The 26,537-nt window shown below is 64.9% G+C and carries 25 protein-coding genes; 16 read left to right on the top strand and 9 right to left on the bottom strand.

Features of this window, described 5'->3' with window-relative positions:
* The first annotated feature begins 19 nt into the window (after positions 1–19).
* Genes ACFOW6_RS00775 through ACFOW6_RS00755 form a run of 5 tightly spaced genes read left to right on the top strand, consistent with a single transcriptional unit; the run spans position 20 to position 4,655 of the window.
* The gene (locus ACFOW6_RS00775) at positions 20–493 is read left to right on the top strand and encodes a TRAP transporter small permease (RefSeq protein WP_382420153.1); all 474 of its coding nucleotides are present in this window, start codon (positions 20–22) and stop codon (positions 491–493) included.
* On the top strand, positions 490–1,770 hold the full coding sequence (locus ACFOW6_RS00770; protein ID WP_382420151.1) for a TRAP transporter large permease: 1,281 nt from the start codon (positions 490–492) through the stop codon (positions 1,768–1,770). Before ACFOW6_RS00775 ends, ACFOW6_RS00770 begins: the two co-directional genes overlap by 4 nt.
* Before the next feature lie 15 nt (positions 1,771–1,785).
* Positions 1,786–2,580: an SDR family NAD(P)-dependent oxidoreductase gene (locus ACFOW6_RS00765; RefSeq protein ID WP_382420149.1), complete on the top strand. Its 795-nt coding sequence runs from the start codon at positions 1,786–1,788 to the stop codon at positions 2,578–2,580.
* A gap of 25 nt (positions 2,581–2,605) precedes the next feature.
* On the top strand, positions 2,606–3,841 hold the full coding sequence (locus tag ACFOW6_RS00760) for an aminotransferase-like domain-containing protein (RefSeq protein WP_382420147.1): 1,236 nt from the start codon (positions 2,606–2,608) through the stop codon (positions 3,839–3,841).
* A gap of 1 nt (position 3,842) precedes the next feature.
* Complete coding sequence (locus ACFOW6_RS00755) at positions 3,843–4,655, top strand: hypothetical protein (RefSeq protein ID WP_382420145.1); 813 nt, start codon at positions 3,843–3,845, stop codon at positions 4,653–4,655.
* Positions 4,656–4,736: 81 nt separating this feature from the next.
* On the opposite strand, the gene ACFOW6_RS00750 is transcribed toward ACFOW6_RS00755, so the two are convergent.
* Positions 4,737–5,576 carry a helix-turn-helix domain-containing protein gene (locus tag ACFOW6_RS00750; RefSeq protein WP_382420143.1) on the bottom strand — a complete coding sequence of 280 codons (840 nt, stop codon included), beginning with the start codon at positions 5,574–5,576 and terminating at the stop codon, positions 4,737–4,739.
* A 216-nt stretch (positions 5,577–5,792) separates the two neighbouring features.
* On the opposite strand from ACFOW6_RS00750, the gene ACFOW6_RS00745 reads away from it, so the two are divergent.
* Genes ACFOW6_RS00745 through ACFOW6_RS00720 form a run of 6 tightly spaced genes read left to right on the top strand, consistent with a single transcriptional unit; the run spans position 5,793 to position 13,386 of the window.
* Positions 5,793–7,817: a CocE/NonD family hydrolase gene (locus tag ACFOW6_RS00745; RefSeq protein WP_382420141.1), complete on the top strand. Its 2,025-nt coding sequence runs from the start codon at positions 5,793–5,795 to the stop codon at positions 7,815–7,817.
* A gap of 47 nt (positions 7,818–7,864) precedes the next feature.
* The gene (locus tag ACFOW6_RS00740) at positions 7,865–9,454 is read left to right on the top strand and encodes an ABC transporter substrate-binding protein (protein WP_382420139.1); all 1,590 of its coding nucleotides are present in this window, start codon (positions 7,865–7,867) and stop codon (positions 9,452–9,454) included.
* 37 nt (positions 9,455–9,491) lie between these two features.
* Positions 9,492–10,433 (top strand): ABC transporter permease, encoded by a 942-nt coding sequence (locus ACFOW6_RS00735; protein WP_382420137.1) that lies wholly within the window; start codon positions 9,492–9,494, stop codon positions 10,431–10,433.
* The gene (locus ACFOW6_RS00730) at positions 10,434–11,363 is read left to right on the top strand and encodes an ABC transporter permease (protein WP_382420135.1); all 930 of its coding nucleotides are present in this window, start codon (positions 10,434–10,436) and stop codon (positions 11,361–11,363) included.
* Positions 11,360–12,358, top strand: a complete 999-nt coding sequence (locus ACFOW6_RS00725; protein WP_382420133.1) for an ABC transporter ATP-binding protein — start codon at positions 11,360–11,362, stop codon at positions 12,356–12,358. The genes ACFOW6_RS00730 and ACFOW6_RS00725 overlap by 4 nt, the downstream gene beginning before the upstream one ends.
* Positions 12,355–13,386, top strand: a complete 1,032-nt coding sequence (locus ACFOW6_RS00720; protein ID WP_382420131.1) for an ABC transporter ATP-binding protein — start codon at positions 12,355–12,357, stop codon at positions 13,384–13,386. Before ACFOW6_RS00725 ends, ACFOW6_RS00720 begins: the two co-directional genes overlap by 4 nt.
* 13 nt (positions 13,387–13,399) lie before the next feature.
* Here ACFOW6_RS00720 and ACFOW6_RS00715 read toward each other — a convergent pair whose 3' ends face one another.
* On the bottom strand, positions 13,400–15,034 hold the full coding sequence (locus ACFOW6_RS00715; RefSeq protein ID WP_382420129.1) for a GMC family oxidoreductase: 1,635 nt from the start codon (positions 15,032–15,034) through the stop codon (positions 13,400–13,402).
* Between the two features lie 103 nt (positions 15,035–15,137).
* Positions 15,138–16,358, bottom strand: a complete 1,221-nt coding sequence (locus tag ACFOW6_RS00710; RefSeq protein WP_382420127.1) for a calcium:proton antiporter — start codon at positions 16,356–16,358, stop codon at positions 15,138–15,140.
* 137 nt (positions 16,359–16,495) lie between these two features.
* Here ACFOW6_RS00710 and ACFOW6_RS00705 point away from each other — a divergent pair, with 137 nt between their 5' ends.
* From ACFOW6_RS00705 to ACFOW6_RS00690, 4 genes are all read left to right on the top strand, one after another.
* On the top strand, positions 16,496–17,011 hold the full coding sequence (locus ACFOW6_RS00705) for a PAS domain-containing protein (RefSeq protein ID WP_382420125.1): 516 nt from the start codon (positions 16,496–16,498) through the stop codon (positions 17,009–17,011).
* 63 nt (positions 17,012–17,074) lie between these two features.
* Complete coding sequence (locus tag ACFOW6_RS00700) at positions 17,075–17,764, top strand: phosphoribosyltransferase (RefSeq protein ID WP_382420123.1); 690 nt, start codon at positions 17,075–17,077, stop codon at positions 17,762–17,764.
* A 228-nt stretch (positions 17,765–17,992) separates the two neighbouring features.
* The gene (locus ACFOW6_RS00695; RefSeq protein WP_382420121.1) at positions 17,993–18,214 is read left to right on the top strand and encodes a hypothetical protein; all 222 of its coding nucleotides are present in this window, start codon (positions 17,993–17,995) and stop codon (positions 18,212–18,214) included.
* Positions 18,215–18,292: 78 nt separating this feature from the next.
* Positions 18,293–18,709, top strand: coding sequence for a phasin family protein (locus ACFOW6_RS00690; protein ID WP_382420119.1), 417 nt, complete (start codon positions 18,293–18,295; stop codon positions 18,707–18,709).
* A gap of 55 nt (positions 18,710–18,764) precedes the next feature.
* Here the strand turns inward: ACFOW6_RS00690 and ACFOW6_RS00685 are convergent, their stop codons facing one another.
* Entirely contained in the window at positions 18,765–21,488 is a 2,724-nt protein-coding gene (locus tag ACFOW6_RS00685) for a cation-transporting P-type ATPase (protein WP_382420117.1), read from the bottom strand.
* Between the two features lie 224 nt (positions 21,489–21,712).
* Between ACFOW6_RS00685 and ACFOW6_RS00680 the strand changes: the two genes are divergently transcribed.
* Complete coding sequence (locus ACFOW6_RS00680) at positions 21,713–22,510, top strand: Crp/Fnr family transcriptional regulator (protein ID WP_382420115.1); 798 nt, start codon at positions 21,713–21,715, stop codon at positions 22,508–22,510.
* 35 nt (positions 22,511–22,545) lie between these two features.
* Here ACFOW6_RS00680 and ACFOW6_RS00675 read toward each other — a convergent pair whose 3' ends face one another.
* The 5 genes from ACFOW6_RS00675 to ACFOW6_RS00655 form a co-directional block, all read right to left on the bottom strand.
* Positions 22,546–22,914, bottom strand: coding sequence for a c-type cytochrome (locus ACFOW6_RS00675; RefSeq protein WP_382420114.1), 369 nt, complete (start codon positions 22,912–22,914; stop codon positions 22,546–22,548).
* Between the two features lie 120 nt (positions 22,915–23,034).
* Positions 23,035–24,294 (bottom strand): PqqD family peptide modification chaperone, encoded by a 1,260-nt coding sequence (locus tag ACFOW6_RS00670; RefSeq protein ID WP_382420112.1) that lies wholly within the window; start codon positions 24,292–24,294, stop codon positions 23,035–23,037.
* A 50-nt stretch (positions 24,295–24,344) separates the two neighbouring features.
* The gene (locus ACFOW6_RS00665) at positions 24,345–24,650 is read right to left on the bottom strand and encodes a hypothetical protein (protein ID WP_382420110.1); all 306 of its coding nucleotides are present in this window, start codon (positions 24,648–24,650) and stop codon (positions 24,345–24,347) included.
* 199 nt (positions 24,651–24,849) lie between these two features.
* Positions 24,850–25,851 carry an ATP-grasp domain-containing protein gene (locus ACFOW6_RS00660; RefSeq protein WP_382420108.1) on the bottom strand — a complete coding sequence of 334 codons (1,002 nt, stop codon included), beginning with the start codon at positions 25,849–25,851 and terminating at the stop codon, positions 24,850–24,852.
* A 178-nt stretch (positions 25,852–26,029) separates the two neighbouring features.
* A complete protein-coding gene (locus tag ACFOW6_RS00655) occupies positions 26,030–26,497 on the bottom strand; it encodes an OmpA family protein (protein ID WP_382420106.1) in 468 nt (155 codons plus the stop codon).
* Positions 26,498–26,537: the final 40 nt, after the last annotated feature.

The raw sequence follows: 26,537 nt of genomic DNA, 5'->3' as shown, positions 1-26,537 counted from the left end.
GGACGGGGAGGGCCTCTCCATGCTGTCGAGGCTCGCAGGATTCATCGAGAGGGTTCTCGAAGGGATTCTGCTGATCGCAATGGCCGTTATGGTGGTCAGCATCTGCTACCAGGTCTTCGGGCGCTATGTCCTGAACTCTGCACCTGGCTGGACCGAGGAAACGGCACGCTTCCTCATGGCCTGGATCACCATGCTGGCCAGTGCCCGGGTGCTGCGCAAACACGAGCATATCGCGGTCAACGTCCTGGCGAGTGCCCTCCCGTCCCCCTACCGGGACCTCCTCGGCTGGCTGAGGGACACGGTCATCCTGGTGATGGCCGGGTCCCTGGTCTGGTATGGCTATGCCTTTGCCGAGATCGGTGGGCGGCGTGACTCCGCCGCCCTCGAGATCTCCATGTACTGGCCGCACCTGGCCATCCCTGTCGGCGGCGCGTTCATAGCCCTGCTGCTGGTGCTCCAGCGGCTGTCCCAGCTGGCGGGAGAAGAGCAATGAGCCTCCTGCTTCTGGCCGTGCTGATCATCGGGCTGATCCTGATCGGCGTGCCATTGGGCTTCTCCATCATTGCCGCCTCCATGGCTACTCTCTGGATCGATGGCGGCACCAATCCCGTGATCATGGCCCAGCGCCTGTTCGCGGGCATGGACAGCTTCACGCTGCTGGCCATTCCCTTCTTCCTGCTGACCGGGTCGCTCATGACGCGGGGCGGCATGACCCGGCGCCTGATCGACTTCGCCAATGCCCTGGTCGGACGCTTTTCCGGCGGCCTGGCCATGAGCAATGTGGTGGCTTCCACCTTCTTCTCGGGCATCTCGGGATCGGCGGTGGCGGACACCTCCATGCTGGGCCGGATTTTCATTCCGGCCATGGTGAAAGAGGGCTACAGCCGCTCCTTCTCGGTCGCGACCACGGCGGCCTCTTCCGTCGTTGCGCCGATCATACCGCCGTCCATCGCCGCCATCGTCTATGGCGTGGTGGCGGGGGAATCCATCGTGCGCCTGTTCGTGGCCGGGCTGATCCCCGGCCTCCTGCTCGGGGGCGGTATCCTGTTCGGGGCCTATTTCATTTCCCGGCGCCGGGCCTATCCGGTCCACGATCCGGTGTCCTGGCATGAACTCTGGCGAACGTTCCTGCGGGCCAGCGGGGCCCTCGCCCTGCCGGTCCTGATCCTGGTGGGGATCGTCGGCGGTGTGTTCACCGTCACGGAATGTTCGGCCGTCGCCGTCGCCTACGCCTTACTCGTCGGCAGTCTCGGCTATCGCGAGCTCGACCTGCGCGGCTGCATCGATGCGCTGCGGGAAACCGTCCACACGACCGCCGTCATCATGATCATTGTCGGGGCCGCCCAGCTGTTTGCCTGGCAACTGGCCTATGCCAACGCCCCGCAGGCAGCGGTCGAGCTCATGACGGGCCTGACCCAGAGCCCGGTCCTGTTCCTGCTGCTGATCGCCGGATTCCTGCTGTTCGTGGGCACGTTCATGGAAGCCAATGCGGCCATGGTGATGCTGGTGCCGGTCCTGCATCCGGCCGGCGTGGCCCTGGGGGTCGATCCCATCCACATGGGAGTCCTCGTCATCGTGACGCTTTGCCTGGGCCTCATCACGCCGCCGATCGGCCTGTGCCTGGCCGTGGCCTGCAAGATTGCCGACCTGCCGCTGGAACACAGCCTGAAGGACATCCTGCCCTTCCTGCTGCTGGGCGTGGCGACACTTCTGGCGCTGATCTTCATTCCGGGCCTGACGCTCTGGCTGCCCGGCGTCTTGTTCGACTAATCAGGAGAGTGCCGCATGCCCAATCGTCTCAGGAACAAGGTCGCCATTGTCTTCGGCGCCGGCTCGGTGGGGGAGGGCTGGGGCAACGGCAAGGCCGCAGCCGTCGCCTATGCCCGCGAAGGGGCCAGGGTCGTCTGTGTCGACCTCAACGGCGGCGCGGCCGAGGAGACAAGCAGGATCATCCAGGACGAAGGCGGTACGGCCACTGCCCGGGCGGCCAATATCGTCGAGAGCGGAGAGGTGCATGCCGCCGTGCAGGGGGCAATGGAGGACTTCGGGCGCATCGATATCCTGCACAACAATGTCGGGATCAACGAGGCCGGCGGAGCCGCCGAGGCGTCGGAGGAAAGCTGGGACCGCGTCATGGCCATCAACGCCAAGGGGGTGTTCCTGACCTGCAAGGCCGTGCTTCCCATCATGGAGCAGCAGGGTGCGGGGGCCATCGTCAACATCTCCTCTCTGGCTGCCATCCGCTACACCGGCTATCCCTATGCCTCCTATTACGCCTCCAAGGCGGCGGTGAACCACTTCACCAAGACCCTCGCCGTCGAATACGCATCCAGGGGAATCCGGGCCAACGTCATCATGCCCGGCGTCCTGGATACCCCGCACATCTACCAGCATATCAGCGGCTACTACGACAGTGTCGACGAGATGCGGGCGAAGCGGGATGCCATTCCCCCCATGCAGCGCCAGGGAACCGCCTGGGACGTGGCCTGGGCCTCGGTTTTCCTGGCCTCGGACGAGGCACAGTACATTACCGGCGTTGAATTGCCCGTCGACGGCGGCTTGCAGTGCCGCTCGACCTGACCTTGCGCAGGAGACATTAGCGCCCATGAGCCAGAACAGCCCCTTTGCCTTCACGGATGCCTTTCGGGACGGATTGCCGGTCCCCATTCCACGGTTTACCGGATTGCCGAAGTACAATTTCGTCTATGGCCACAACGATCCTTCCGAGGTGCCTGCCGAAACGCTGGCGCAGATCGCCTCCCGCGTCATCGCCCGGGATGGCGCCTTGCTCGGCAAGTACAACCTGGGGCATGGCCCCCAGGGACACGAGGGTTTGCGCGACTTCGTGGCCGACAAGGTCGCGCGGACTCGCGGGATCGCGGCCACGCGGGATGACGTGGCCATCACCTCGGGGTCGCTGCAGGGCATGGACCTGGTGAACCAGCTGCTGCTGGCGCCGGGAGATACCGTGATCCTCGAGAGCCTCACCTACGGCGGCGCGATCGCGAAAGCCCGGGCCCGCGGGGCGCATGTCGTCGGCGCGCCGCTGGACGGCGGCGGCCTGGACATGGCGGCGCTGCGCGGGATCCTGGAAGACCTGCGGCAGCAGGGGGTCCGGCCGAAGTACATCTATACGATTCCCACGGTCCAGAATCCCACCGGCAGCATTCTGAGCCTCGAGCGTCGCCGAGAGCTCATCGCCCTGTCCAGGGAGTTCGCCGTGCCGATCTTCGAGGATGAGTGCTATGCCGACGTGCGCTGGGCCGCCGGGGATGCGCCGCCGGCGCTCTACAGCCTGGCCCCGGCGCAGGTCATCCACATCGGCTCTTTCTCCAAGTCCCTGGCCCCGGCATTGCGCGTCGGCTATGTCATCGCCGACTGGTCGGTGCTGAGCCAGCTCCTGGCCTGCAAGGGGGACGGCGGGACCGGCGCCCTGGAGCAGATGGTGGTGGCCGAGTACTTCAGCCAGTCCTTCGATGACCATCTGGCGCGCTTGACGCCCGCGCTCCGGGGCAAGCTGGACACCCTGGTCGAGGCCCTGGAGAAGGAGTTCGGCACGGACGTCGAGATCTTCATGCCCGAAGGCGGCATCTTCCTTTGGGTGAAGCTGCCGGACGAGGTCGATGTGCGGAGCTTTGCGGCCGCGGCCCTGGAGCAGGGGGTGGCCTTCAATCCCGGACCGGACTGGGCCTGCGATCCCGAAGAGGCTCGGAGCCACATGCGCCTCTGCTTCGCCTTGCCCAGCAAGCAGCAGATCCGGGAAGGCATCGCCGAGCTGGCCCGTATCTGCCACGCGCATACGGGGCGTCCCCGGCGCAGCGCAAATGTGGCACGCGGCTGAGATGACGGGAGACAATCCGCCCTCTGGCGTGATCACGGCGAACACGGCCACGCGCCTGCCGCCCGAGGCCGAGGGGGCCGTGGTGATCTGCGGCTCGCATGGCGGCCGCTATCCGGGCTACCTGGCGGCGCGCGCGGCGGTTAGGGCCATCGTCCTCTGTGATGCCGGGATCGGCAAGGACGAGGCCGGCGTCGGCGGGCTGGCCTACCTGGAAGACCTGGGCATCGCCGCGGCGGCGGTGTCCTCCGCCTCCTGCCGCATCGGGGACACGGGCGACATGCTGGCACGCGGTCGCATCAGCCGGGTGAACACCGTGGCCGCCGGGCTGGGCGCGGCGGCGGGCCAAAGCTGCCGCGAGGCCTCCGAGGCCCTGACGGCGGCGCCGCTCAGGCAGGTCACGCCGCCGCCCATCGGGGAATCCCGCCAGGTGATCGAGGGGAAAGCCCGGCGCATCGTGATGATCGATTCCGCCGCCGACGTCCGCCCCGAGGATGCCGGGCAGATCGTCGTCACCGGCTCGCATGGCGGGCTGGTCGGGGGTGAACCGGCCAAGGCCCTGCAGGTCGACGGCTTCGCCGGCGTCTTCAACGACGCCGGGATCGGCATGGAGGAGGCCGGGCTGGGCCGATTGCCGGCGCTGGACCAGCGCGGCATCGCCGCCTTCACCGTGGCAGCCGAAAGCGCCCGCATCGGCGAGGCGCGCTCGAGCTACGAGGACGGACTCGTCTCGGCCGTGAACAAGCATGCCGAAGACCTCGGCGCGCGGCCCGGCATGACTGCACGCGCCATCCTGGACACCTGGGCAAGGGAATAGCCGGGAACGATCAATGGAGATCGGGTGCTCAGGCCAGCAGGAGATGGCTGCGTCACGAGGCTGCCTGGCCTCTCTCCGGCATTATTCCAAGGCGCTCAGCACGTAATCCTGGCCCTTGGCGCGGTTGTCGATGCGCTCGAGGATGTACTTGGGAATGCTTTCGCTGTTCTCGGAAAACAGGCCGCAGTGGCGCAGAGCGTTAAGGGCATCGATGTAGCGACCCAGGTATTCGAAGACCACGCGGCCGGCCGAGGGCGTGCGGCTGCGCGAGCCGGCCAGTGTGCACTGTACGCCGGAGAGGAAGTTGCGGTGGGTGCGATAGGCCGGATAGAGGATTGTCTCGGCCACCATGTCCTGCAGCCTGTCCTCGTACTCCAGGGCATAGATGCGGTCCTGGATGTGCAACACGGTGCCCAGGTAGCGAAACCAGACCCGCTCCTGCCCCGTATCGTCGGGGATATGAAAATGGCCGATGTTCTTGGAGTAATAGAAGCCGTCCACGGCGAAGATGGCGACAAGTGATTTCACGATATGGCCCGGATAGCCATAGGAAAAGAAATAGCGGTAATAATAGCCGACATACTGGTCCAGGTTGCCGCGAGATCGTTCCATCAGGCGGTGGACATGCTGCAGGTGGGGCAGCTCGGTGATCCGTCTTTGCTCGTGCGGGGCACGTATGCGTACCAGCTCCGAGAACTCGCTGGGCTCCATGAGGAATTCCGTTTCCTCCACCCCGAAGAAGTCGCACAGTTTGCGCATCGTATTGCGCGAGGGGAAGCTGCGCCCGTTCAGGTATTTGTTGAACTGCTGCCGGTTCATGGCCAGGCGCCGGCAGATGTAGGAAACCGATTCGAAGTAGCGGCAGATATAGTTCAGGTTCCGCCGGAAGTTCTCGCCAAGGGGGTCCCTCTCCTGAGCCATCGCGGGCCTTTGTTTCGTTTCTTGAACTCTCTTAAGCTAGCAGAGCACCATCTCGCATAAAAGCGCCAATACTAGCGCAATTGCTGCCGGCCCGCGCCGTAATGCAACGTTTCATGGAAGAAGAGGAAACAGCCTCCCAAGCCGACAGCGACCTGCCAGTGTGGCGGCTGGACAGGGTGACGGTGCGAGAAGGCAAGGCAGAAAGAGGTAGGATCGATGGACGTGCCGGTGCCCGGGGCGGCTGCGGTCGAGGAAATTGAGAACTGCTGGATAACGTTGGCCGACGGCTGTCGGCTGGCGGCACGGATATGGCTGCCGGGCGAGGCGGCACAGGCCCCCGTACCCGCCCTGCTGGAGTATCTGCCCTATCGCAAGCGCGATCACACCGTGATCCGGGACGAGCCCATGCATCGGGCCCTGGCAACCGGCGGCTTTGCCTGTGTGCGCGTGGACATGCGGGGCAACGGGGACTCCGACGGCCTGATGCACGACGAATACCTGCCGCAGGAGCTGGACGATGCCGTCGAGGTGATCGACTGGATCGCCGGGCAAAAGTGGTGCAACGGCCGGGTCGGCATGATGGGCATCTCCTGGGGCGGCTTCAATGCGCTGCAGGTGGCAGCGCTGCGGCCGGCCCCGCTCAAGGCGATCGTCACGGTCTGTTCCACCGATGACCGCTATGCCGACGACATCCATTACAAGGGTGGGTGCCTGCTGAACGACAACCTGGCCTGGGGCGCAACCATGCTGCACTTCTGCACGCGTCCGCCGGACCCCGTCCTGGTCGGCGACCGTTGGCGCCAGATGTGGCACGAACGCATGGACAACCTGCCGTTCTTTGCCGCCAACTGGCTGGAGCACCAGCATCGCGACGCCTTTTGGCGGCATGGCTCGGTCTGCGAGGACCCGGGTGCCATCAAGGCGGCCATCCTGGCCGCGGGCGGCTGGGCCGACCCCTATTCCAACGCCATCCCGCGCCTCCTGGCCGGCCAGGAGGCGCCGCGTCGCGGCATCGTGGGTCCCTGGGGACACAAGTATCCCCAGGTCGGCGAACCGGAGCCGACCTTCGATTTCATCGAGGAAATGACGCGGTGGTGGCGACACTGGCTGGAGGGGGACGCCGAGACCCTGGCCCCCGAAGACCCGGGCTATCTTGCCTGGATGAGCGAGAGTCCGGAGAGTCCCGATCCGGCGCGCGGCGTGACGGGGCGCTGGATCGTCGAGCCGGGCTGGCCCAGCGCGAACCTGCAGATGCGGCGCCTGTTTACCCGGATGGACGGTGGACTCTGCGAGAGCGAACCCCAAGAGGAGGGGGTGCGCAGCCACTCTTCGCTGCAGACCGTGGGACTTGCCGCGGGCCGCTTCTGCCCCAAGCTGGCGTTGGGGGGCGACATGCCGGTGGACCAGCGCCATGACGATGCCGGTTCACTGGTGTTCGACAGTGCTCCGCTCGACGAGCGGCTGGAGATCTTCGGCGCCCCGGTCGTGGAACTGGACATCTCGGTCGACCAGCCGGTCGCGCATGTAACCGCGCGGCTGTGCGACGTGGGTGAAGACGGGGCAAGCCGGCGCGTGACCTTCGGCTGCCTGAACCTGACCCATCGCGACAGCCACGAAAGCCCGGAGGTGCTGGAGCCAGGCAAGCGCTACCGCATACGTCTACAGCTCGACGACGTGGCCTGGTCGTTCAAGCCCGGGCGCGTGGTGCGGCTGGCGCTCTCCACTTCCTACTGGCCCATGATCTGGCCCGCCCCGCGGCCGGTGACCATCACGCTGCATTCGCCCGGAACGTTTCTCGACCTGCCGGAGCGGCGGCCGCGGCCAGAGGACGAGACAGTGTCCGTCGCGCCGGCCCGGAGTGAGGGAGAGGCCGAGATCAGCTTCCATGGGCAGTCCGCCACGACTCGCCGCGCGGAGCAGGACCTGACGACGGGCGAGAGCCTGGTGACGGTGGCCGATGACGATGGCGGCAAGCACTTTCACCGCCATGGCCTCAACACGCACCTGCGATCGCGCGAGATCTACCGCATCCGACCGGACGATCCGCTCTCCGCCCGGGCGGAGACCGAGTGGAACTGTCGTCTCTGGCGCGAGGGCTGGTCCGTGGAGATCACGACCCGAACGAGCATGAGTGCCGATGTCGACGCATTCCATCTGGAGGCGGATATCGCTGCGTTCGAAGGGGGAGAGGAGGTCAATCGCCGCCGGCTGTCGCGGAAGATTCCCCGACAGCAGGTATGAAAACGGCCCTCGATGAGGTGACCGGAACCATGAAATAGGAGGCTTCAATGACAACCACGACATCACTTCGCAGGCTGGCCCTGTCCCGTCGTCATTTCCTGGCGACATCAGCCGCGGCCGGAGCGGGATTCGCTCTCGCTCCGAAAACGGTGTTGTCCCAGGACAACCGCGTGCTGCGTACCCGCATGTTCTCGGACATCAACCGGCTCGATCCGGCCGTCTACGAGAACTCCTACAATGTCGACGTCATCAATTGCCTGTATCACAAACTGATCGACTACGTTCCCAACCAGGAAAGCTGGGAATGGGAACTGCAGGCGGCCGAGGAGATCGAGAAGGTCGACGACACCCACATCCGCTTCCGCCTGCGTCAGGGGATCATGTGGTCGAACGACTATGGCGAACTGACGGCCGAGGACGTGAAATACTCCTTCGAACGGGTCATCGATCCGGACCTGGATTCACCGGTGGCCGGCGACTTTGGTCCCCTGGAGAGCGTCGATGTGGAGGACGACTACAACGGAGTCATCGTGCTGTCCGAGCCCTTCGAGCCGCTGTGGCTGGTGGCGCTCTGCTATGGTGTGGGTCACATCGTCTGCAAGAAGGCTGTGGAAGAGGCCACGGGCGGGGATCGCTTCGACATGGATCCGCCGCCTGCCTTCTCCGGTCCCTACAAGCTCAAGGAATGGCGTGCCGACGAGGTGACGATCCTGGAGCGCAACGAGGCCTGGACCGGTGAGGAACAGGCCTTTGACGAGATCCGGCTCTATCCCATAGGCGACGAACAGACCGCCGAAATCTCTTATGAGGCCGGCGACTTGGACATGACCCAACCCTCGGTCTCCTCGCTGCCGGACTACCAGGCGGATCCGCCCGCCGACACCGTGGTGGAGAACTATCCTTCATTGTTCTACGTGTGGCTGGGCATCAACCTCTACCATGAGAAGTTCCAGGACAAGAAGGTGCGCCAGGCAGTGCAGTGGGCCATCAATGTGCCGCAAATCCTGGAAGCTGCCTATTTCGGCGTAGCAGACCCGGCCACGGGAATCATCGCGCCGGGGCTGGTGGGGCACAGGCCCGAACCCCTGGTGCCGCTGGAAGGCGATCCCGAGCGCGCCCGTTCTTTTTTGGAGGAAGCCGGCAAGAGCGGCATGAGCGTGCGTGTCGATGTGCGCAATACCTCCACGTTCTCGACCGCCGCCCAGGTGATCATGAGCCAGCTGAACCAGGCCGGCTTCGACGCCTCGGTCCAGCTGCACGACCCCGGCGTCTGGTGGAGCCTGGGCTCGGAAGCGGAAGGCGACCAGTGGCAGGACCTGGAGCTGATGCTGAACCGTTTCTCCTCACTGCCCGACCCCTATTATGCCACCCAGTGGTTCGTTCCCGAGCAGATCGGGGTGTGGAACTGGGAGCGCTTCGACAACAGCCGTTTTGCCGAGCTGCATGAGAAAGCGGTGCAGGAATCCGACGAGGAGGAACGCGATCGGATGTACCGGGAGATGCAGGACATCATGGAGGAGTCCGGCGCCTACAGGTTCATCACCCACGAGACCAATCCCGTCATGTACCGGGATTTCATTGAGCCGGCACTGCGGCCCGACGGCATCCCGCTCTATCACAGGTTCGAGACCAGCTGAGGATCGCGTGATGGACAGGTCATAGGGACCGTACGCAATGTGGGTGTTCCTGGTACGCAGAACGGGGCTTGGCGTGGTGATCGTCGCCGTCGCCGTGACCCTGCTCTATGCGATGATCCACGCGGTGCCCGGGGATCCGGCCAGCGTCATCCTGGGCCCGCGTGCGACGCCCGAGCTGCGTGCGGAACTGCGTGCGCAGCTGGGGCTGGACGAGCCCTTCGTGGTGCAGATCCTGAATTTCTTCGGGAACATGCTGCAAGGAGATTTCGGCCGGGACATCGTCCGCGGTCGTCCGGTCAGCGAGATCGTGTTCGACCAACTGCCGCACACCGTGATCCTGGTGTTCACGGCCATCGGCTGGGCCGCCCTGGTGGGTATCCCGCTGGGCTGCTTCTCGGCGATCAAGCGCAATACCTGGATCGACCGGGTGCTTGGGTTCTTCTCGGTGGCCGTCATCGCGGTGCCGTCCTTCGTGATCTCGATCTATGTCCTGCTGGTCTTCGCTCTCTGGCTGGGCCTGTTCCCCACCATGGGGATCGGCGAGCCCACTTTTCTCTCGCGCCTGCAGCATCTGGTTCTGCCGGCGCTGGCCGTAGGTCTGGCCTGGGTCGGTTATATCGCGCGCATGGTGCGGGCTTCGATGCTGGAGGTGATGGGAGAGAATCATATCCGCACGGCCAGGGCCTTCGGCCTGCCCGAATGGCGTGTGGTCTTGAACTATGCCCTGCCGATTGCGGTGCTGCCCACCATCACGGTGCTGGGCGTCGGCATCGGCTACCTGATCTCCGCGGCGGTGTTCGCCGAGATCGTCTTCTCCAGGCCCGGCCTGGGATCGCTGATCTATGAGTCGGTGGGCAAGCGCAACTACCCCGTGGTCATGGGGTCAGTGGTCATGTCGACCGTGCTGTTCGTGGTGTGCACCACCGTGGCCGACATGATCAATGCCCTGATCGACCCGAGATCGCGGGAGAGCCTGTAGATGGCCGAGGATCGCACCCTGGGAAGCACGCTGCGTCGCCCCGCCCTGCGCCGCCTGTTGGGGCGGGGAGCAGAAGGGGGGGCGCGTTCGGGCAATGCCAGTGCCCTGGTGCGCGTACTGCACGACCCCGTGGGCACGACCTGCATCCTGGTGGCGCTGGTTATCATCGCGGCCTGTGCGATGGCGCCCTGGCTGGCGCCCTATGATCCGACGCAGATCTACGCCGGCGAGCGTTTCGAGGCTCCCTCCTGGGAGTTCTGGCTGGGAACGGATCACCTGGGCAGGGACATGTTCTCGCGCGTCCTCTATGGCGGCCAGATCGCGCTTCAGGTGGCCTTCGCCTCCATCGCGACGGCCCTGACCCTGGGCCTTGCCCTGGGGTTGATTGCCGGGTTCGGGCCAAAGTGGCTGGATGCCGCGATCCTGCTGCTGTTCGACACGGTCAGGTCCTTCCCGGTTGTTATTTTCGGCCTGGCGGTCCTGACCGTCCTGGGCGCGAGCCTCTACACGGTGATCTTCGTGGTTGCCGTAACCTCGGTGCCCACCTTCGGGCGCGTGGCGCGCACCCAGACGCTGTCGCTCAAGAACAACGAATTCATACTGGCGGAACGCTCCATGGGAGCCGGGATGGGACGCATCCTGCGTGTCCATGTGCTGCCCAACGCGATCGGCCCGCTGCTGATCCTGGCTTCCATGGACATTCCCATCGTCATCACCATCGAGGCGGGCCTGTCCTTCCTGGGCATGGGCGTGCAGCCGCCGACGCCGAGCTGGGGGAATATCCTGAACGACGGTTTCTCCTATATCCGCCAGGCGCCCTGGCCGGTGATCGCGGGCGGCATGCCACTGATCGTGACGACGCTGGTCTTCACCTTCCTGGGCGAGACCTTGCGGGACCTCTTCGACCCCAAGCTGCGCAGGGACCTATGAACGACGACGCGAAGATCCTGTCGATCAGCGACCTTTCAGTGGACTTCCGCACACCACGGGGACGCCTGCACGCGCTGCGCCAGGTGAACTTCTCCGTACCGACGGGCACCACCGTGGGTGTGGTCGGGGAATCCGGCTGCGGCAAGTCCACCCTGATCAATGCGATCATCGGCCTGCTCTCCGGGAACGCGGAGGTGACTTCGGGACGGATAGTGCTGGAGGGAGATGACCTGCTGGGGCTGTCCGAGGCGCGGATGCGCCGCGAGATACGCGGCAAGCGGATTGCCATGATCTTCCAGGATCCGATGACTTCGTTGAACCCGGTACTCTCGATCGGCCGGCAGATGTGCGACATCCAGTTTCGCGAAAGGTATGGGCGCGCGGAAAAACGCCGCCGAGCTGCCGGGATGCTGGAGCGCGTCGGCATCCCGGATGCCGAGAAGCGGCTCGACCAGTATCCTCACCAGTTCTCCGGCGGCATGCGCCAGCGTATCGCGATCGCCATGGCGATGCTGGCCAAGCCGGACCTGCTGATCGCCGACGAGCCGACCACCGCCCTGGACGCCACGCTGGAAGTGCAGATCATGAACCTGCTGACGGAGCTTCAGCAGGAAACCGGTTGTGCGATCCTGTTCATCTCGCATCACCTTGGCGTCATCGCCGAACTCTGCCGCGAGATGGTCGTGATGTATGCGGGTGAGGTGGTGGAAGCCGGGCCGGTGGAGCGCGTGTTCACCAGTCCTGCGCATCCCTATACGGAAAAGCTGCTGGAGTGCGACCCCGGTCGTCTGCGGGAAGTGACCCGGAATCTGCCGACGGTTCCCGGTGAGCTGCCGGACCTGACCCGGTTGCCCGGGGGCTGCATCTTCACCGATCGCTGTCCCTACGCCTGGGAGCGCTGCCGTAGCGAAACACCGGGCTATCATCAGTTGGACGAGGGCCAGTATGCGGCCTGCCATCGCCTGGACGTCAAGGAGCGTGAAACCGCGGGATGACACAATTGCTCGAGATAGAGAACCTGTCGGTGCGCTTTCGCACGACCTCGCCGCTGAGGGCGCTGATGGAGCGCAATCCCGACCCCTTCATCGACGCCGTGTGCGATGTGTCGTTCTCTCTCCAGGAGGGTGAGACCTATGCGCTGGTCGGCGAGAGCGGTTCCGGCAAAACGACCCTGGCCCGTGCCATCATCGGCCTCAATCCGGCGAGTTCGGGCAGCATCCGCTTCGAGGGTGAGGAGATCACGGGATGGAATGACCGGCAGATGGCCCCTGTGCGGCGGCGCATGTCGATGATGTTCCAGGATCCCGTGGGGTCGCTCTCGCCACGGCAGACAGTGCGCAACCTGATCACGGAACCCTACCGGATTCATGACGTACCGCTGAAGAATGTGGATGCGGAAGCCCATCGTCTGCTCGAACTTGTCGGACTGGCCCCGGAGTTTGCCGACCGCTATCCACACCAGCTCTCGGGTGGCCAGGCACGCCGGGTAGGGGTGGCCCGGGCCCTGGCCCTGAACCCGCGGCTCATCCTTGCCGACGAGCCGACTGCCGGCCTGGATGTGTCGGTGCAGGGGGAGATCCTGAACGTACTGGCGCGTTTGCAGCGCGAACTGAACCTGACCATCCTGATCATCACGCACAACCTGAACGTCGTACGGCACATCTCGGACCGCATGGCGATCATGTATCTGGGGCGTTTCGTCGAGACGGGACCGACGCAGCGGATATTTGACAGGCCCCGCCATCCCTATACGGAAGCACTGCTTTCGGCCAATCCTACACCGGATCCCGAGAGTCGCAGCGCGCGGATCGTGCTGTCCGGCGAGATTCCCAGCCTGATGAACCGCCCCTCGGGATGCGAGTTCCACCCGCGCTGTCCCTATGCCCGAGATCTCTGCGCGGCCCAGACGCCGGAACTGGCAGCGGAAAAGGTTGCGAGCGGCGTGCGCCGCTATTCCTGTCATTTCCCATTGGAAGAGGCCAGGCCTGGGTCCCAGGCCGAAGAGCTGGCCGATCCGTCGTAGACGCCACGGAGTCTCAGGAGCGTCCTTTTCCCTCCGCCAGAATCATCTCGGCGGCCTTCTCGGCGATCATCATGGTGGGCGAGTTGGTGTTGCCCGAGGTGATGCTGGGCATGGCCGAGGCGTCGACGACGCGCAGGCCGCGCACGCCGCGAACCTTCAGCTCCGCGTCCAGGACCGCTTGGGGGTCGTTGTCCGGGCCCATCTTCACCGTGCCCACCGGGTGGAAGATGGTGGTGCCGATGTCGCCGGCGGCCTTGGCCAGGTCCGCGTCGGAGGTCAGTTCCGGGCCGGGCTTGATCTCCTGCGGCCGGAACTCCGACAGGGGCGGGGCGGCCGCCAGCTCTCGGGCCAGGCGCAGGGCCCTGACCGCCACCTGTCGATCCTCCTCGGTGGAAAGATAGTTCGGACGAATGACAGGCTTGTCCGTGGGATCGGCGGAGCCGGCGTGGATGGACCCGCGGCTGGTGGGATGCAGGTTGCAGACACTGGCCGTGAAGGCCGGGAAACGGTGCAGGTCGTCGCCGAACTTGTCCAGCGACAGCGGCTGGATGTGGAACTCCAGATCCGGCGTCTCCTGCTCCGGCGAGGAGCGGGTGAAGATGCCCAGCTGCGAAGGCGCCATGGTCAAAGGCCCGCGCCGGCGCAGCAGGTAGTCCAGGCCCATCAGCGCGCGCTTCCAGGGGCGGTGGTAGTCCTCGTTCAGGGTGCGCACGCCGGAGACCTGGAAGACAGGCCGGAGCTGCAGGTGGTCCTGCAGGTTCTCGCCCACGCCAGGGGCCGCCTGGACGGTCTCGATTCCTAGGGCGGCCAGATGCTCGGGATTGCCGATGCCGGACAGTTCCAGGAGTTGGGGCGAGCAGACGGAACCGGCCGAAAGCAGGACCTCGCCCGCGACGTGGGCGGTCCAGCGCTTGCCGCCGCGGGAGAAGGTGACGCCCGTGGCTCGTCGCTCGGCATCGATCTCGATGCGCGCGACCTGCGCCTCGGTGGCGAGCTGCAGGTTGGGGCGGTTCAGGACGGGCTTCAGGAAGCCGCGCGCCGCGCTCCAGCGCCGGCCGCGCTTCTGGTTCACCTGGAAATAGCTGGCGCCCTCGTTGTCGCCGCTGTTGAAATCCTCGATCCTGGGAATGCCGAGCGCCTCGGCGGCGTCCTGGACGCGGTCGAGGATCTGCCAGCGCATGCGCGGGTAGTCCACATGCCATTCGCCGCCGGAGCGGTGGTAGGCGTTCATCGGCCGGGCGTGGTCCTCCATCTTCAGGAAGTACGGCAGCACGTCGTCCCAGCCCCAGCCGGCCAGGCCCTGCTGGCGCCAGCCGTCGTAGTCGCGCGCCTGGCCGCGCATGTAGATCATGGCGTTGATGGCCGAGCTGCCGCCGATCACCTTGCCGCGCGGGTAGGCGAGACTGCGCCCGTTGAGGCCGGGATCCTCCTGGGTGCGGAACATCCAGTCGGCGCGCGGGTTGCCGATGGCGAAAAGATAGCCCACGGGGATGTGGAACCAGATCCAGTCGTCCTGCCCGCCGGCCTCGAGCAGCAGCACGCGCTTGTCCGGATCGGCCGAGAGCCGGTTGGCCAGGACGCAGCCGGCCGAGCCGGCGCCGATGACGATGTAGTCGAAGTTGCCGTAGGTTTCAGGCTCCTGCTCCACGGGGCTCCCCTCCCGATACTGTTCATCTTGTTGTTTCTGCCTTGCCAAAGGACAGGTGGGGCAGCCTACCACAGCTCCGTGACTGGAAAATCTCTCGCGCGCCTCAAGGGACAATCACCAGCAGCAGGAAAACGCCGAACAGCACCAGGTGCACCGCTCCTTTCAGCAGGTCCGTGCTGCGCCCGCCGAAGGTGAGCATGCACAGGGCCAGCGTCAGGGCCAGCAGGATGGAATCCTCGGCCGCCAGTCCCAGGATGAGTTCGTGGCCGGTGAAGAGCCCCAGCAGGACCACCGCCGGAACGGTCAGGGCGATGGTGGAGAGCGCCGTTCCGAACAGGATGTTGATCGAGCGCTGCATGCGGTTGGCAACGGCGGCGCGCACGCCGCTGATGCCTTCGGGCGAGAGCACGAGCATGGCGATGACGACGCCGGCCAGCGCTTCCGGCAGGCCCAGGTCCACGAAGCTGCCCTCTATGAGCACCGCCAGGCTTTCCGAGATGAGCGGGATGGGCAGCAAGGTCAGGCCAAGCATGACAAGGTGGTAGAGCCGGCCGCGGCCCCCTTCCGCCGAGGGCATTACACCCTCCTTCTCATGCGCCTGGAGTTCCTCCGGCGACTGGAAATAGCTCTGGTGCCGGCGGGTCTGGACCCAAAGGAAGATGGCATAGAGCATCAGCGAGAAGAGGGCGAAGACGGCCGCCTGGGCCGTGCTCAGGCGGCCACCCGGCGCGGCCAGCGTGAAGTTAGGCAGGATCAGGGCGATGACGGCGAGCGGCACAAGAATGGCCAGGAAGGACTGGGCGCCTTCCGCATTGAAGCCCTGGATCCTGTGCCGGATCGCGCCCGTCAGCAGGGAGAGGCCGATCAGGCCGTTCAGGGTGATCATCAGGATCGCGAACATGGTGTCCCGCGCCAGGGTCGGGTTGCTTTCCCCCTGCAGGGAGATCGTCGCGATCAGCGAGATCTCGATGGCGATGGCCGAGAGGGTCAGGACGATGGTGCCCAGGGGATCGCCGAACTGGGCTGCGAGGTGCTCCGCATGATGCATCACGCCGATGGCGGCGATCAGGACCACGGCAAATATGCCGGCAAAGAGGGCCGCCCTGGGAAGCAGTGTGCTCACCTCTGCAATCGCACCGCCGCCGGACACCAGCAGGGCCAGGACGCAGGCCGCGAGCACGAAGGGATATTCGGCGCGCAGGAACCGGGTGATTGGAGAGAGCACCTGAGTGTACCCCTCAAGACTATCGCTGGAGACTCCCGCCTCGAGCACAATGATCTCGGGCTTTAGCGTATTCCGGGTGCGGCCGGCAAGTGCCGTCATGCGCCGCTACGCCATTTCCCTTGTGGAGACTCGCGTAGGACGTGCTTCTGACCTATAATGCGTGCCGGGGAACAGGAGGTTCCTCAGCCCGAGAAGATCGCCGCCAAGTTGCGGGACTTCCGACTAGGGGAAAAGAGATGGGGATTACGACGGCTCTCTCCGAGGTGCACAGTGTGCGGGTGCGTCGTGTCCATGACTACTGGAACACCCTGCGCGGGGAGCGCTTCGCTCCGGGGCGGGCCGAGATCGATCCGGCCGAGCTTAGCGACCTGCTGCCTTCGCTGCTCATCGTCGACATCGAGGCCGAGCCGTTCCGCGTGCGGTATCGTCTGGTTGGAACCCTGGTGGTCGAAGTCAGCGGTTTCGACTTCACCGGCCATTACCTGGACGAACTGGAATTTGTCTCCGGGGACGGCGAGTTCCAGGAGGCCTACTACGTGGTCTGGAAGGAGCAGGTTCCGGTCTATGCGCGCCCCTATTGGCCCTTCGATACGGAGAGGAAGACCTGCTACGACCTGGGTATCTTTCCGCTGTCCGACGACGGGGAGAATGTGACCCGGGCATTGGCCGTCGAAGGCTATGAGGAGATCGAGAACAATCCCCACGTCCAGCAGCGCAGCTACGGCTGGCGCCACCGCCGATCCCTGATCTGAGCGGAGGCGGTCTCTGCAGGCTGCTGGATAGACGGGAAACAACCGGTTTCAGGGAACAGGCTCGTGTTCAAGGATCGACAGGATGCCGGCGAACGGCTGGCCGGCGAACTGAAGGATTTGGGCGGCGAGAGTACGGTGGTGCTGGCGCTGCCCCGGGGCGGGGTGCCGATCGCGGCCATCGTGGCCAAGGCGCTGGGCGCTCCGCTGGGCCTGCTGATGGTGCGCAAGATCGGTGCGCCGGGACACTCGGAACTGGCCGTTGCCGCAGCCGTCCATACCGGCGAGAGCGTGGGAGCAGAGGCCGAGATCGAGGATATCGCGGCCAGCCTGCAGGTCGTGCGCAATGACGAATTGATCCGGGTGCTCGGGGTTCCGGAAAGCCACATCGATGCGGAGGCCCGCAAGGCGGCGCAGGAGATCGCGGAGCGGCAGGCGCTTTATGGCGATCATGCCTGGTCGGGCGCCCTAGAGGGACGGACAGTGATCCTGATCGACGACGGGGTGGCCACCGGCCTGAGCGCCAGAGCGGCACTTCAGGCCGTGCGGCGCCGTGAACCGGCACAGCTGATCTTTGCCGCCCCCGTGGCAGCGCCGGATGTCGCCTCCGAACTGGCTCAGATTGCCGACCGCCTGGTTGCCCTGCACCAGCCGGAGGATCTGGGGGCGGTCAGCCTGTGGTACGAGAATTTCGACCAGGTTGGCGACCGGGAAGTCGTTACGGCACTGGCGGCGGCCAACGAGCGAAGCCCCTGAAGCGCATCGTCCGGACGCAAGGCCCTCGTCTTTCAAACCCGAAATATTTTTTGCCGCAGCACCCTGAAAGTGCGCGGGCATTAACCTGCGTCAATACGCAATCTGCCGCGCCTTTCTATATAAAGGTCAAGCGCTGAAGCATCGGGTGCGCGAGACCCCCGTTTTTCGAAGACTCGTTTCTGCCGGCGCGGCTCTCTATAGCCCAAAAACCAAAAAGGAGACGTTAGGATGAAAAGCCGGACGGATGCCGCCTTTTCCTTACCCCCCTATCCCAAGCTTCCCGGTTCCATCGGACCGGGCATGAGCGAAGAGCTCCCTCACCCGCAACTGAAGCATAGCCGGGCACTGATGGAAGCCGGCCTGAGCGATGGCGAGATTGCCGAGAGACTGGATATCATGCCGGCACGCATTGCCGCTCTCAGGCGCTATTACGGCCTGTATCACAATTGAAATCACGGCCCGATTTCGGGGGCAGGCCGTCCATCCACCCGCCCGCCCGACAATGCGGGAAACATGAGGACCAAGCACATGAAGAAAGACAGCGTTCCGACATCACAGGTCCGGGAGGGCGTCCCCGCCGATACGGTCCCGGCCATGAATGGCCAGATGGCGGAAGCCATGCTGAGTGCCACGGATATCTGCCTGAAAAACTTCGCCGCCTGGCAAAAGGAGGTCAGCACCTTCACGCAGCGGCGCATGACGAGCAACACCAGGCTGCTCCGCTCCCTGCCTGGCTGTGCCAATTGGGAAGAGGTCATGAGCCTCCAGCAGGGGTGGCTGAAGACGACCGGTGAGGACTATATGGACGAGACCGGCCGCATGATGAACCTGAGCCAGAGGATCGTGGACGGCCTCTATGCCGCGGCGGTCGAGGAAGCCGCCGAGGTTGCGCGCTCCGTGAGCACGTCTGACGATGGCGAGCAGGTTCCTATGCAAGACAAGTAATCTGCCAGACCATCGAGTTGGGCGGCCTTTTCCGCAAGAGCCAGGGGCTGGGCTGTCAAACGTGCCAGCCCAGCCGGTGCCGTATTGCCTTTTCGAGTTCCAGGATCACCAGCAGGCCGGCCCCACAGGCGACCACCAGAAGGCCCTCCTGCAGGCGAACGGGACGTGTATCGAAGATCACCTGCATGAAGGGTGCATAGGTGAAGAGGAACTGCAGTGCCGTGACGCCGGAGATTGAGAGCAGGATGGCCGGCGTGCCCAGCAGCCCGCGCAGGCTGAAGGACGTGCGATGCAGGTAGCGGATGCTGAAAAGGTAAAAGATTTCCATCACCACCAGCGTGTTGATGGCCAGGGTGCGGGCTTCCTCGACCTCGGCGCCGCGTTGCAGGGCCAGTTCGAACATCCCGAAGATTCCCAGCAGGAACAGCAGCGAGACGAACAGGACCCGCCATGCCAGGAAGCCGGTCAGGATCGGTTCGGCCGCCGGGCGCGGCGGGCGTTTCATGACGTCGGGCTCCGTCGGTTCGAAGGCGAGCGCCAGCGCCAGACCGATGGAGCTGACCATGTTGACCCAGAGGATCTGGAGCGGCGTGACCGGCATGGTGGCGCCGGTCAGGATGGCGATGACGATGCCCAGCGATTCACCGCCGTTGACCGGTAGCATGAAGGCGATGGCCTTCTTCAGGTTATCGTAGACAGTGCGGCCCTCGCGCACGGCATGGGCGATGGAGGCGAAGTTGTCGTCAGCCAGGACCATGGCCGCGGCCTCCCGCGCGGCGGCGGTGCCCTTCTGGCCCATGGCGATGCCCACGTCGGCACGCTTGAGCGCCGGGGCATCGTTGGCACCGTCGCCGGTCATGGCAACGATACGGCCCTGGGCCTGCAGGGCCTCGACCAGCCGCAGCTTGTTCTCGGGCGTGGTGCGGGCAAAGACGTCGCTGTCCTCCAGAACCTGCCCAAGTTCGTCGGCCGGCAGGCGGTCCAGGTCCCGGCCGGTCACGACCTTCTGGGTGTTGGGCAGGCCGAACTGCTCGGCGATGGCCCGCGCCGTGGCGGGGTGATCGCCGGTGATCATCTTCACCCCGATGCCGGCTTCACGACATTCAGCCACGGCTGTCAGGGCTTCCTCGCGCGGCGGGTCGATCAGGCCGGCGAGCGCGACAAAGGTCAGCCCGGTTTCGACATCCGCCTCGTTCAGGGTTGCCGTGCCACTCTCCACCGACCTTATGGCCAGGGCAATCACACGCTGGCCCTGCCTGGCCATCTCGCCGGCCCGTTCATGCCAGTGGTCCGGATCGAAGTCCTCTGTCCGCCCGGACTCGAGCTGGTGCGAACACATATCGAGGATGCGTTCCGGGGCGCCCTTTACGCAGATGAGCGCGGTGCTGCCCTCGGAAGCGTTCAGGGTGGCCATGTAGCGGTTCACGGGATCGAAGGGAATGTAGTCTAGGCGCGCGTGCGTCGCGCGCTCCTGCCGAGGAGTGAGGCCGGCCTTGACGGCGGCCACCAGCAGCGCCCCTTCCATGGGATCGCCGCCGACAGTCCAATGCCTGGCCTTCTCGTGAAGATCGGCATCGCTGCAAAGCACGCCGGCGCGCAGCGCGGTGAGGAGGTCCGGGTTCTCGTCCGGGCGCAGTTCCTGTTCGCCGTGGTAAAAAGTGCCCTCCGCCGTGTAGCCGGTGCCCGTGACCTGCAGGCTGGCCGCAGCCGTATCCAGCTGGCGCAGGGTCATCTCGTTGCGGGTCAGGGTACCGGTCTTGTCGGAACAGATGACCGACAGGGCGCCCAGGGTTTCCACGGCGGGCAGGTGGCGGATGATGGCATTGCGCTGGGCCATGCGCTGGACGCCGATGGCCAGGGTGATCGTCAGCACGGTGGGCAGGCCTTCGGGGATGGCAGCCACTGTGAGGCTGACCACCGAGATGAAGATGGTGGCGAGCTCGTAGTCGCGGACCAGCAGTCCGAAAGCGAAGACCAGGGCCGAAAGCGAGAGGATCAGGAAAGTCAGCAGGTGCGCGAACCGGGCCATCTGCCGCAGCAGGGGCGTGGTCAGGGTCTGCACCTCGGCCAGCATGCGTCCGATGCGGCCGATTTCGGTGTCTGCGGCGGTGGCGACCACCACGCCGCTGGCCTGGCCGGCAGTGACCAGGGTGCTGGCATAGCCCATGGATGCCCGTTCGGCGAGCGGGCAGTCCTCCGCCTGGGGCGTGACTTCCTTGGGGACGGGTGCGGATTCCCCCGTCAAGGCCGCCTCCTGGACCTGCAGGTTCTTGACGTCGAAGAGACGCAGGTCGGCCGGGATGCGCTCGCCGGCCTCCAGCAGGACGATGTCTCCGGGCACCAGTTCCTCGGCGGACAGGGTTCGGCGCTGCCCATCCCGGACTACCGCGGCCTGTGGCGCCAGCATGTCGCTGATTGCACGCAGCGCCTTCTCGGCCTTGTTCTCCTGCAGGAAGCCGATGATGACGTTCAGCAGGACGACGGCCAGGATGACCTGGGTGTCCAGCCAATGATCCATAAGGGCGGTGATGCCGGCAGCTGCCAGGAGCACGTAGATCAGCGTGTTGTTGAACTGCGAGAGAAAGCGCCGCAACAGGCTGCGGGATGCTTGGCGTTCCAGGCGATTCCGGCCGTAGGTGTCCAGGCGGGCTCCGGCTTCGTCGGGAGTCAGTCCTTCGGGTCGGCTGTCCAGGCGCCGCAGCACCTCTTCCGCCTGAATGCCATGCCAGGCCGGGGGGTCCGCGGCGCCCGTCCGAGTCTCTGATTTGGTCCGGGACACGAGATCTCCCTTGAAGGTGAAGCAGGATGAACGGGATGAAGCCAGCCGAAGTCTAGCGGAGAGGGTGTTTCCTGTGGAGGAGCAGAGTGTCACAGGTCGCTTGGGCTGGCGGCGACTATTACCAAAGAGCGATTGAAAAGCAGGTCAGGGAGCGCGATCTGAAAAGGACAAGCGCGGCCCTCGCAGCCTGGTCTTCTCTGTTTGTGTATCCGGAAGGACCTCTCATGACCGTGGTCACCTGGCAGTCGGGTTGCTCTGCCTGTCACCTGCGCGCTTTTGGCCTCTGCCAGGCCGTGCAGGACAGTCGTGGGGCCGCTTGCCTGCAATCCGTTCGCCACCCAGCGCGCTTCTATCCTCCGGGTCGTACGGTCTTCGCCCAGGGAAGCCAGAATGTCCCCTTGCATAATGTACTGAGCGGCTGGCTCTTTTCCTACCAGCTGTTGCCGGACGGCCGCCGGCAGATCCTGCAGTTCCTGCTGCCCGGAGATATAGCGGGCCTGGAGCCCGAAGGTGCCGCAGGAATCACCCATGGTCTCGAGACACTGAGCGAGGCTGTGCTCTGTGCCATTCCCCGCGACGGCTTCCATCGTCTCTGCGCCCGCTGTCCCGCCGTAACCGAGCGTTGTCGCTGGATGATGGCCCGGGATGTCACCCTGTTGTTCGAGCGCCTGGCCACCCTGGGCCGGCGCATGGCCCGGGAGCGGGTGGTCCACCTGCTGATGGAGCTGGCGGTGCGCAGTAGCAGGACGACGCAGTTTGCCGACGGCACACGCCTGCGCATGCCTCTGACCCAGCCGATCATGGCCGACGCCCTGGGTTTGACCGCGATACACATCAACCGGGTCCTGCGGGAGCTGCGCCACGAGGGAGTCCTGGAGCTCAACCACAAGACGCTGACCATCCTCGACAGCGAAACGCTGACACGCCTGGGCGGCTTCCCCGAAGGACTGCTCGAACTCTGGACACAACCGTTGCCACCCGAACAGCCCACTCAGTCTCACGCAACGCCGCGTCGAGCGTAAGGCGCTCGTTTCGGACAACCGGGATGGGCAAAGGCCTACTGCAGGCTCTCGAAGAAGGCCTGCAGGTCCTCTTCCTCCTGGCTGCTGAAGAAGAAGGGCGGCAGGCTGGCGTGAACCGGCCCGGTGCCGGCACGCACGCTGCTGAGGTAATTGACGTTCAAGCGCGAGTTGCTGGCCATCTCCTCGGCGCTGATCGGCGCGTCCTGGGGGCGCCCCCAGCTGTCCTCCACTTCGTGGCACGAGCCGCAGCGTTGCTGGAACAGCGTGCGTCCGCGATCGGTGTCGCCATAGACGGACTGGCTCTGGGCCCGCGCGTCGTCAAGGCCACCGAGCAAGGCGGTATGGACGGCCAGGGCAGTGAGCGCCGCCAGAATGAAGCCGAGATATGTTCCTTGCCGGACCATGGGGATACGTTCCTGATGAAAACCGGGACCCGAGACCAGAGGGCTTTTGGGTCATCCAACCATGATGCACCGCTTTCGGCAGGTGTCGAGGACGCGGAAGAAGTAACCCGGAGGGCAGGGCTAGTTCACGGGACGGATCAGGTCCTCGGAGAGCAGCTCCCGGAAGATGCGCTGCAGGTCCCGTTCCAGCTGTTCCGGTTCGACGTCCGGAAAAGCGGTTCGGAAGGTTTCCAGCGCCTCTTCGAGACGGATGGGAACGGCCAGCAGGCCCCAGAGGCTGGCGCCGATGGGGTTCAGACGATGTATGGATCCTTGCTGGCGGTGGCTGAGGAAGAGGTCGCCGTCGAGACGCTGGGCCTTGACACCGTCCACCTGGACATAGGCTGAAGCTTCCGCCAGCTCGGGCAGTTCGCTGTCCACTGTCTCCTGAAGGAAGGGCGGCGGGTCCTCTTCCAGGACCGACGGCGCGGACAGCGTCGACATCTCGGGCCAGGAGCCTCCTCCGGAAGCCGCCCTGAGCGTGGCCGCACCCTGCTGTCGACTGAAGTGCTCGCGCAGGCAGGCACTGGCTTCTTCCAGGCAGCTGTAATGCAGGCAGTAGGTCGGCAGGGTTTCGGCCAGCTTGTGGCAGCGCCCCAGCACCTCGTCGGTCGAGGTCTCGCGGGCGAGATACTGTGCGGCCAGATGGTGCAGGCCTTCACTTTCCGGCAGGGTCCGCAGGCGGGTTTCCACATCCCTCTCGCGGCTCAGCAGAACAATGGCCGAGAGCGGAGCCGTCTCGCCGTGCGGAGCCAGGTTGGGCAGCTGTGGCGAGAGATAGAGGTAGTCCTCGTCGCGTGCGCCGCCCGCCCCGCCCACGAATTCACGCAGGGCTGGCCCGGCTGTCTCGGGGAAGGGCAGGCGCAGGCGGGGCGGGAAACCATAGGCCATGCCCCGGCCCTGGGCATCCAGTGCGATCAGGTCGTCGCCATAGACCCGGATACCGTCCAACAGCAGTCTGGTCACCAGCGTGCTCTTGCCGATGCGGCGTTCCGCCGGGAACAGGACCATCCCATCGTGAAAGCGTGCCGCGGCGCCATGCAGTCCGAGCAGGCCGGGATTGTCCATCAGGTGGCTTTCGATCAGGTCCACGGCGAAGGAGCAGATGGCGCCGACCAGGGTATCGGCCCACCAGGGCGACTCACGCCAGGGAACACCGATTCCGTAAGCTCCCTCCGATTTGCGCATGAGGATTGCCGGCGAGCGGGAGATCCCGCTGTCCTCCTGAATGTCAAAGTGCCAGCTGGGGGCGATCTCCTGCAGGGCAAGCGGGATTTCAGGGCAATCCGCAAAGACGACGGGGCGTTGCATCCCGGAAAAACGTACGACCTGACTGGACACGCGCCTCTACCTATCTGCCAAGCAAAATGAAAACGATCAGCTTGAGACTGTCAGCCGCCGAGCCGGATCCATATCTCCCACGGCAGGCGTTCACGGTAATAGCGGCCCGCGGCATAACTGCCCCGACTGCGACGGCTTCTGCGGCTGTCGTGCTTGCGGTGGTAAGCATGCCGGCTGCCACGGCTGTAATAGTGGTGGCGGCTGCCGCGGCTGTAGCGGGAGCGGCTTCCGGGCGAGGCCTGGGCCGAGCTGAGCGTGAGCAGGCTGGGGGCCATATAGGCAGCCCCCGCCGCAAGGCCGAGCTTGGCAAGTATCCTGCGACGTCCCTGGTCCGGGCGGTCCGTGGTGTCAGACATGGTCTCTCCCCTATTTCCTCAATGGCGCCTATCTCATTTTACATACAAGTATGTATTTTTCTTTTCCGCAGGCAAGCGCCCATCCGCTCGTACAGGTCGGTGACACGGATTGGACACAGACTGTGTCGTCGCGGATAGAAAAAGGGCCCGCCCGGTTGAGGGCGAGCCCGAAGGTCCAGCAGAGAGTATTAGGAGAGGATCAGGCGGCCTTGCGGCGGCTTTCGCTCTGTTCCAGTTCGCGGCCGAGGAAACGCGCCAGCTCGTCCATGCCGGACAGGCCTGCCTTTTCCTCGGCACGGGCGTTGTAGTTGGTGTTGGTGTTGACGTCGTAGGTGTAGATCTCGCCCGCCTCGTTGCGGATGAACTCGATGCCCGAGACCTCGATGCCGTTGGCGGCGATGAAGTCGGCATAGCGCGCCAGGATCGGATCGTGGAAGCCCTCGATGATCTGGAACTTCTCCTGTGGAGAGGGGCTTTCCTCTTCGCCGGCGGGGCAGAAACCGAAATCCTGGCTGCTGGTATCCTCCGGCGGGATCTCGCAGACGTCGGCCGGGCAGAGATCGAAGCCCTTGCTGGTGTCCACGCGCACGGCATAGAAGAACTGCCCGCCGATGAACTCGCAGCGCGTGATGGCCGGCTCGGCAGCGCGGATGTACTGCTGGACCAGCCATGTGCCGTCCAGTGGTGTTTCGATGGCGGGGTCGTCCAGGACAGCCGCCAATTCATCCACAGAACTCACCAACTGGACGCCGGCGCCGGTGCCGCCGCGGTTGGGTTTGAGAATGAAGGGGGTTTCCCCCAGACGGCGTGCGGCCTGCAAGGTGGCCTCGCGGCCCACAGCACCCAGCGTGCGCGGCGTGCGGATTCCGGCTGCCTCGAGCGCGCCGTACTGGGCGAGCTTGCTGATCTCGAGACCGAGCGCACGGCTGTTGTTGATGACGCGGCGGCCGTGAGCTTCCAGCCAGGGCAGGACGCTGGCAGTCAACTCGGGTGCAAAGCGATGCCCGCGCGTGTGCGCGGAGGCGCTCATGCGGCTGTAGAAGACGCCCTCCGGCGGTTCTTGCGCGGGATCGAACCCATCCCCTGCAAAGCGCTCCTCGGCCATGTGCCAGGAGGCATAGGGCAGGTTGCGCGCTTCCAGTGCGGCGATCAGCGGATCGGTCCAGGCGTCGTTCTCGTGGATCACATGGATCTTGGACATTTCACTATTCCACTATGTGATTTTGGAATACAAATCTATTCCACGTTCAATGTAGTGGAAAGCAGTTCACAGAACAAGTAATTCACAAAATTGTGAGCGGTATTTTTATCAGGGCGTAATTTTATACATTAAAATAGTGTTATATGGTGGCATCCATGGTTCATGCATAAACCGGACTCTATTGCAGAAAGATCTCGCCGCGTTGGGCGCGGGTGTCACCGGCGGGCAGAAGGTTGATGGCAAGGCTGATATGGTTTTCCGGAACACCGCGGTCCAGCATGGCCTGGCGCAGGGCTTCGGCCCGTTCCAGGGCCAGGTCCTTGCTGACCTTCTCGCCGCCGGCCTCCTGCTCTCGATTCGGGGCGTGGGCGGTAATGGACAGCCACTGGCCGGTCTGCAGGGCCAGCGCGGCGAAAGCATCCAGACGGTTTGCGGCGTCCTCGGGAATCCGTGTTTCCCTGGCCTCGAACATCACGGCCAGACGGACGGGGCGCGGATTGTCGGCCTCCTTGGCAGTCTCGCAGCGCTCGCCGAACTCGGGATTGGCGCAGTAGCCTCTCAGGTCGACGGGTGTTTCCGCCAGCACCTGTACGGGGAGCAGGGTCAAAGCAAGCAGGATGCCAGGCAGTACGCAGTTTCGAAGCATGTGGGAACGGCCCCATCTGTTGTTATATCTGTTCGAGGTT

The sequence above is a fragment of the Fodinicurvata halophila genome (genome assembly GCF_042651425.1).
Taxonomy (GTDB): domain Bacteria; phylum Pseudomonadota; class Alphaproteobacteria; order Kiloniellales; family DSM-21159; genus Fodinicurvata; species Fodinicurvata halophila.
The sequence above is the reverse complement of the archived record's forward strand: the minus strand, read 5'-3'. Positions and strand labels throughout refer to the sequence as shown.

Excerpts from the sequence above, each read along its gene's own strand:
- ACFOW6_RS00775 (WP_382420153.1), top strand. The coding sequence starts at position 20 with ATGCTGTCGAGGCTCGCAGGATTCATCGAGAGGGTTCTCGAAGGGATT.
- ACFOW6_RS00770 (WP_382420151.1), top strand. The coding sequence starts at position 490 with ATGAGCCTCCTGCTTCTGGCCGTGCTGATCATCGGGCTGATCCTGATC.
- ACFOW6_RS00765 (WP_382420149.1), top strand. The coding sequence starts at position 1,786 with ATGCCCAATCGTCTCAGGAACAAGGTCGCCATTGTCTTCGGCGCCGGC.
- ACFOW6_RS00760 (WP_382420147.1), top strand. The coding sequence starts at position 2,606 with ATGAGCCAGAACAGCCCCTTTGCCTTCACGGATGCCTTTCGGGACGGA.
- ACFOW6_RS00755 (WP_382420145.1), top strand. The coding sequence starts at position 3,843 with ATGACGGGAGACAATCCGCCCTCTGGCGTGATCACGGCGAACACGGCC.
- ACFOW6_RS00750 (WP_382420143.1), bottom strand. The coding sequence starts at position 5,576 with ATGGCTCAGGAGAGGGACCCCCTTGGCGAGAACTTCCGGCGGAACCTG.
- ACFOW6_RS00745 (WP_382420141.1), top strand. The coding sequence starts at position 5,793 with ATGGACGTGCCGGTGCCCGGGGCGGCTGCGGTCGAGGAAATTGAGAAC.
- ACFOW6_RS00740 (WP_382420139.1), top strand. The coding sequence starts at position 7,865 with ATGACAACCACGACATCACTTCGCAGGCTGGCCCTGTCCCGTCGTCAT.
- ACFOW6_RS00735 (WP_382420137.1), top strand. The coding sequence starts at position 9,492 with ATGTGGGTGTTCCTGGTACGCAGAACGGGGCTTGGCGTGGTGATCGTC.
- ACFOW6_RS00730 (WP_382420135.1), top strand. The coding sequence starts at position 10,434 with ATGGCCGAGGATCGCACCCTGGGAAGCACGCTGCGTCGCCCCGCCCTG.
- ACFOW6_RS00725 (WP_382420133.1), top strand. The coding sequence starts at position 11,360 with ATGAACGACGACGCGAAGATCCTGTCGATCAGCGACCTTTCAGTGGAC.
- ACFOW6_RS00720 (WP_382420131.1), top strand. The coding sequence starts at position 12,355 with ATGACACAATTGCTCGAGATAGAGAACCTGTCGGTGCGCTTTCGCACG.
- ACFOW6_RS00710 (WP_382420127.1), bottom strand. The coding sequence starts at position 16,358 with ATGACGGCACTTGCCGGCCGCACCCGGAATACGCTAAAGCCCGAGATC.
- ACFOW6_RS00705 (WP_382420125.1), top strand. The coding sequence starts at position 16,496 with ATGGGGATTACGACGGCTCTCTCCGAGGTGCACAGTGTGCGGGTGCGT.
- ACFOW6_RS00695 (WP_382420121.1), top strand. The coding sequence starts at position 17,993 with ATGAAAAGCCGGACGGATGCCGCCTTTTCCTTACCCCCCTATCCCAAG.
- ACFOW6_RS00690 (WP_382420119.1), top strand. The coding sequence starts at position 18,293 with ATGAAGAAAGACAGCGTTCCGACATCACAGGTCCGGGAGGGCGTCCCC.
- ACFOW6_RS00680 (WP_382420115.1), top strand. The coding sequence starts at position 21,713 with ATGACCGTGGTCACCTGGCAGTCGGGTTGCTCTGCCTGTCACCTGCGC.
- ACFOW6_RS00675 (WP_382420114.1), bottom strand. The coding sequence starts at position 22,914 with ATGGTCCGGCAAGGAACATATCTCGGCTTCATTCTGGCGGCGCTCACT.
- ACFOW6_RS00665 (WP_382420110.1), bottom strand. The coding sequence starts at position 24,650 with ATGTCTGACACCACGGACCGCCCGGACCAGGGACGTCGCAGGATACTT.
- ACFOW6_RS00660 (WP_382420108.1), bottom strand. The coding sequence starts at position 25,851 with ATGTCCAAGATCCATGTGATCCACGAGAACGACGCCTGGACCGATCCG.
- ACFOW6_RS00655 (WP_382420106.1), bottom strand. The coding sequence starts at position 26,497 with ATGCTTCGAAACTGCGTACTGCCTGGCATCCTGCTTGCTTTGACCCTG.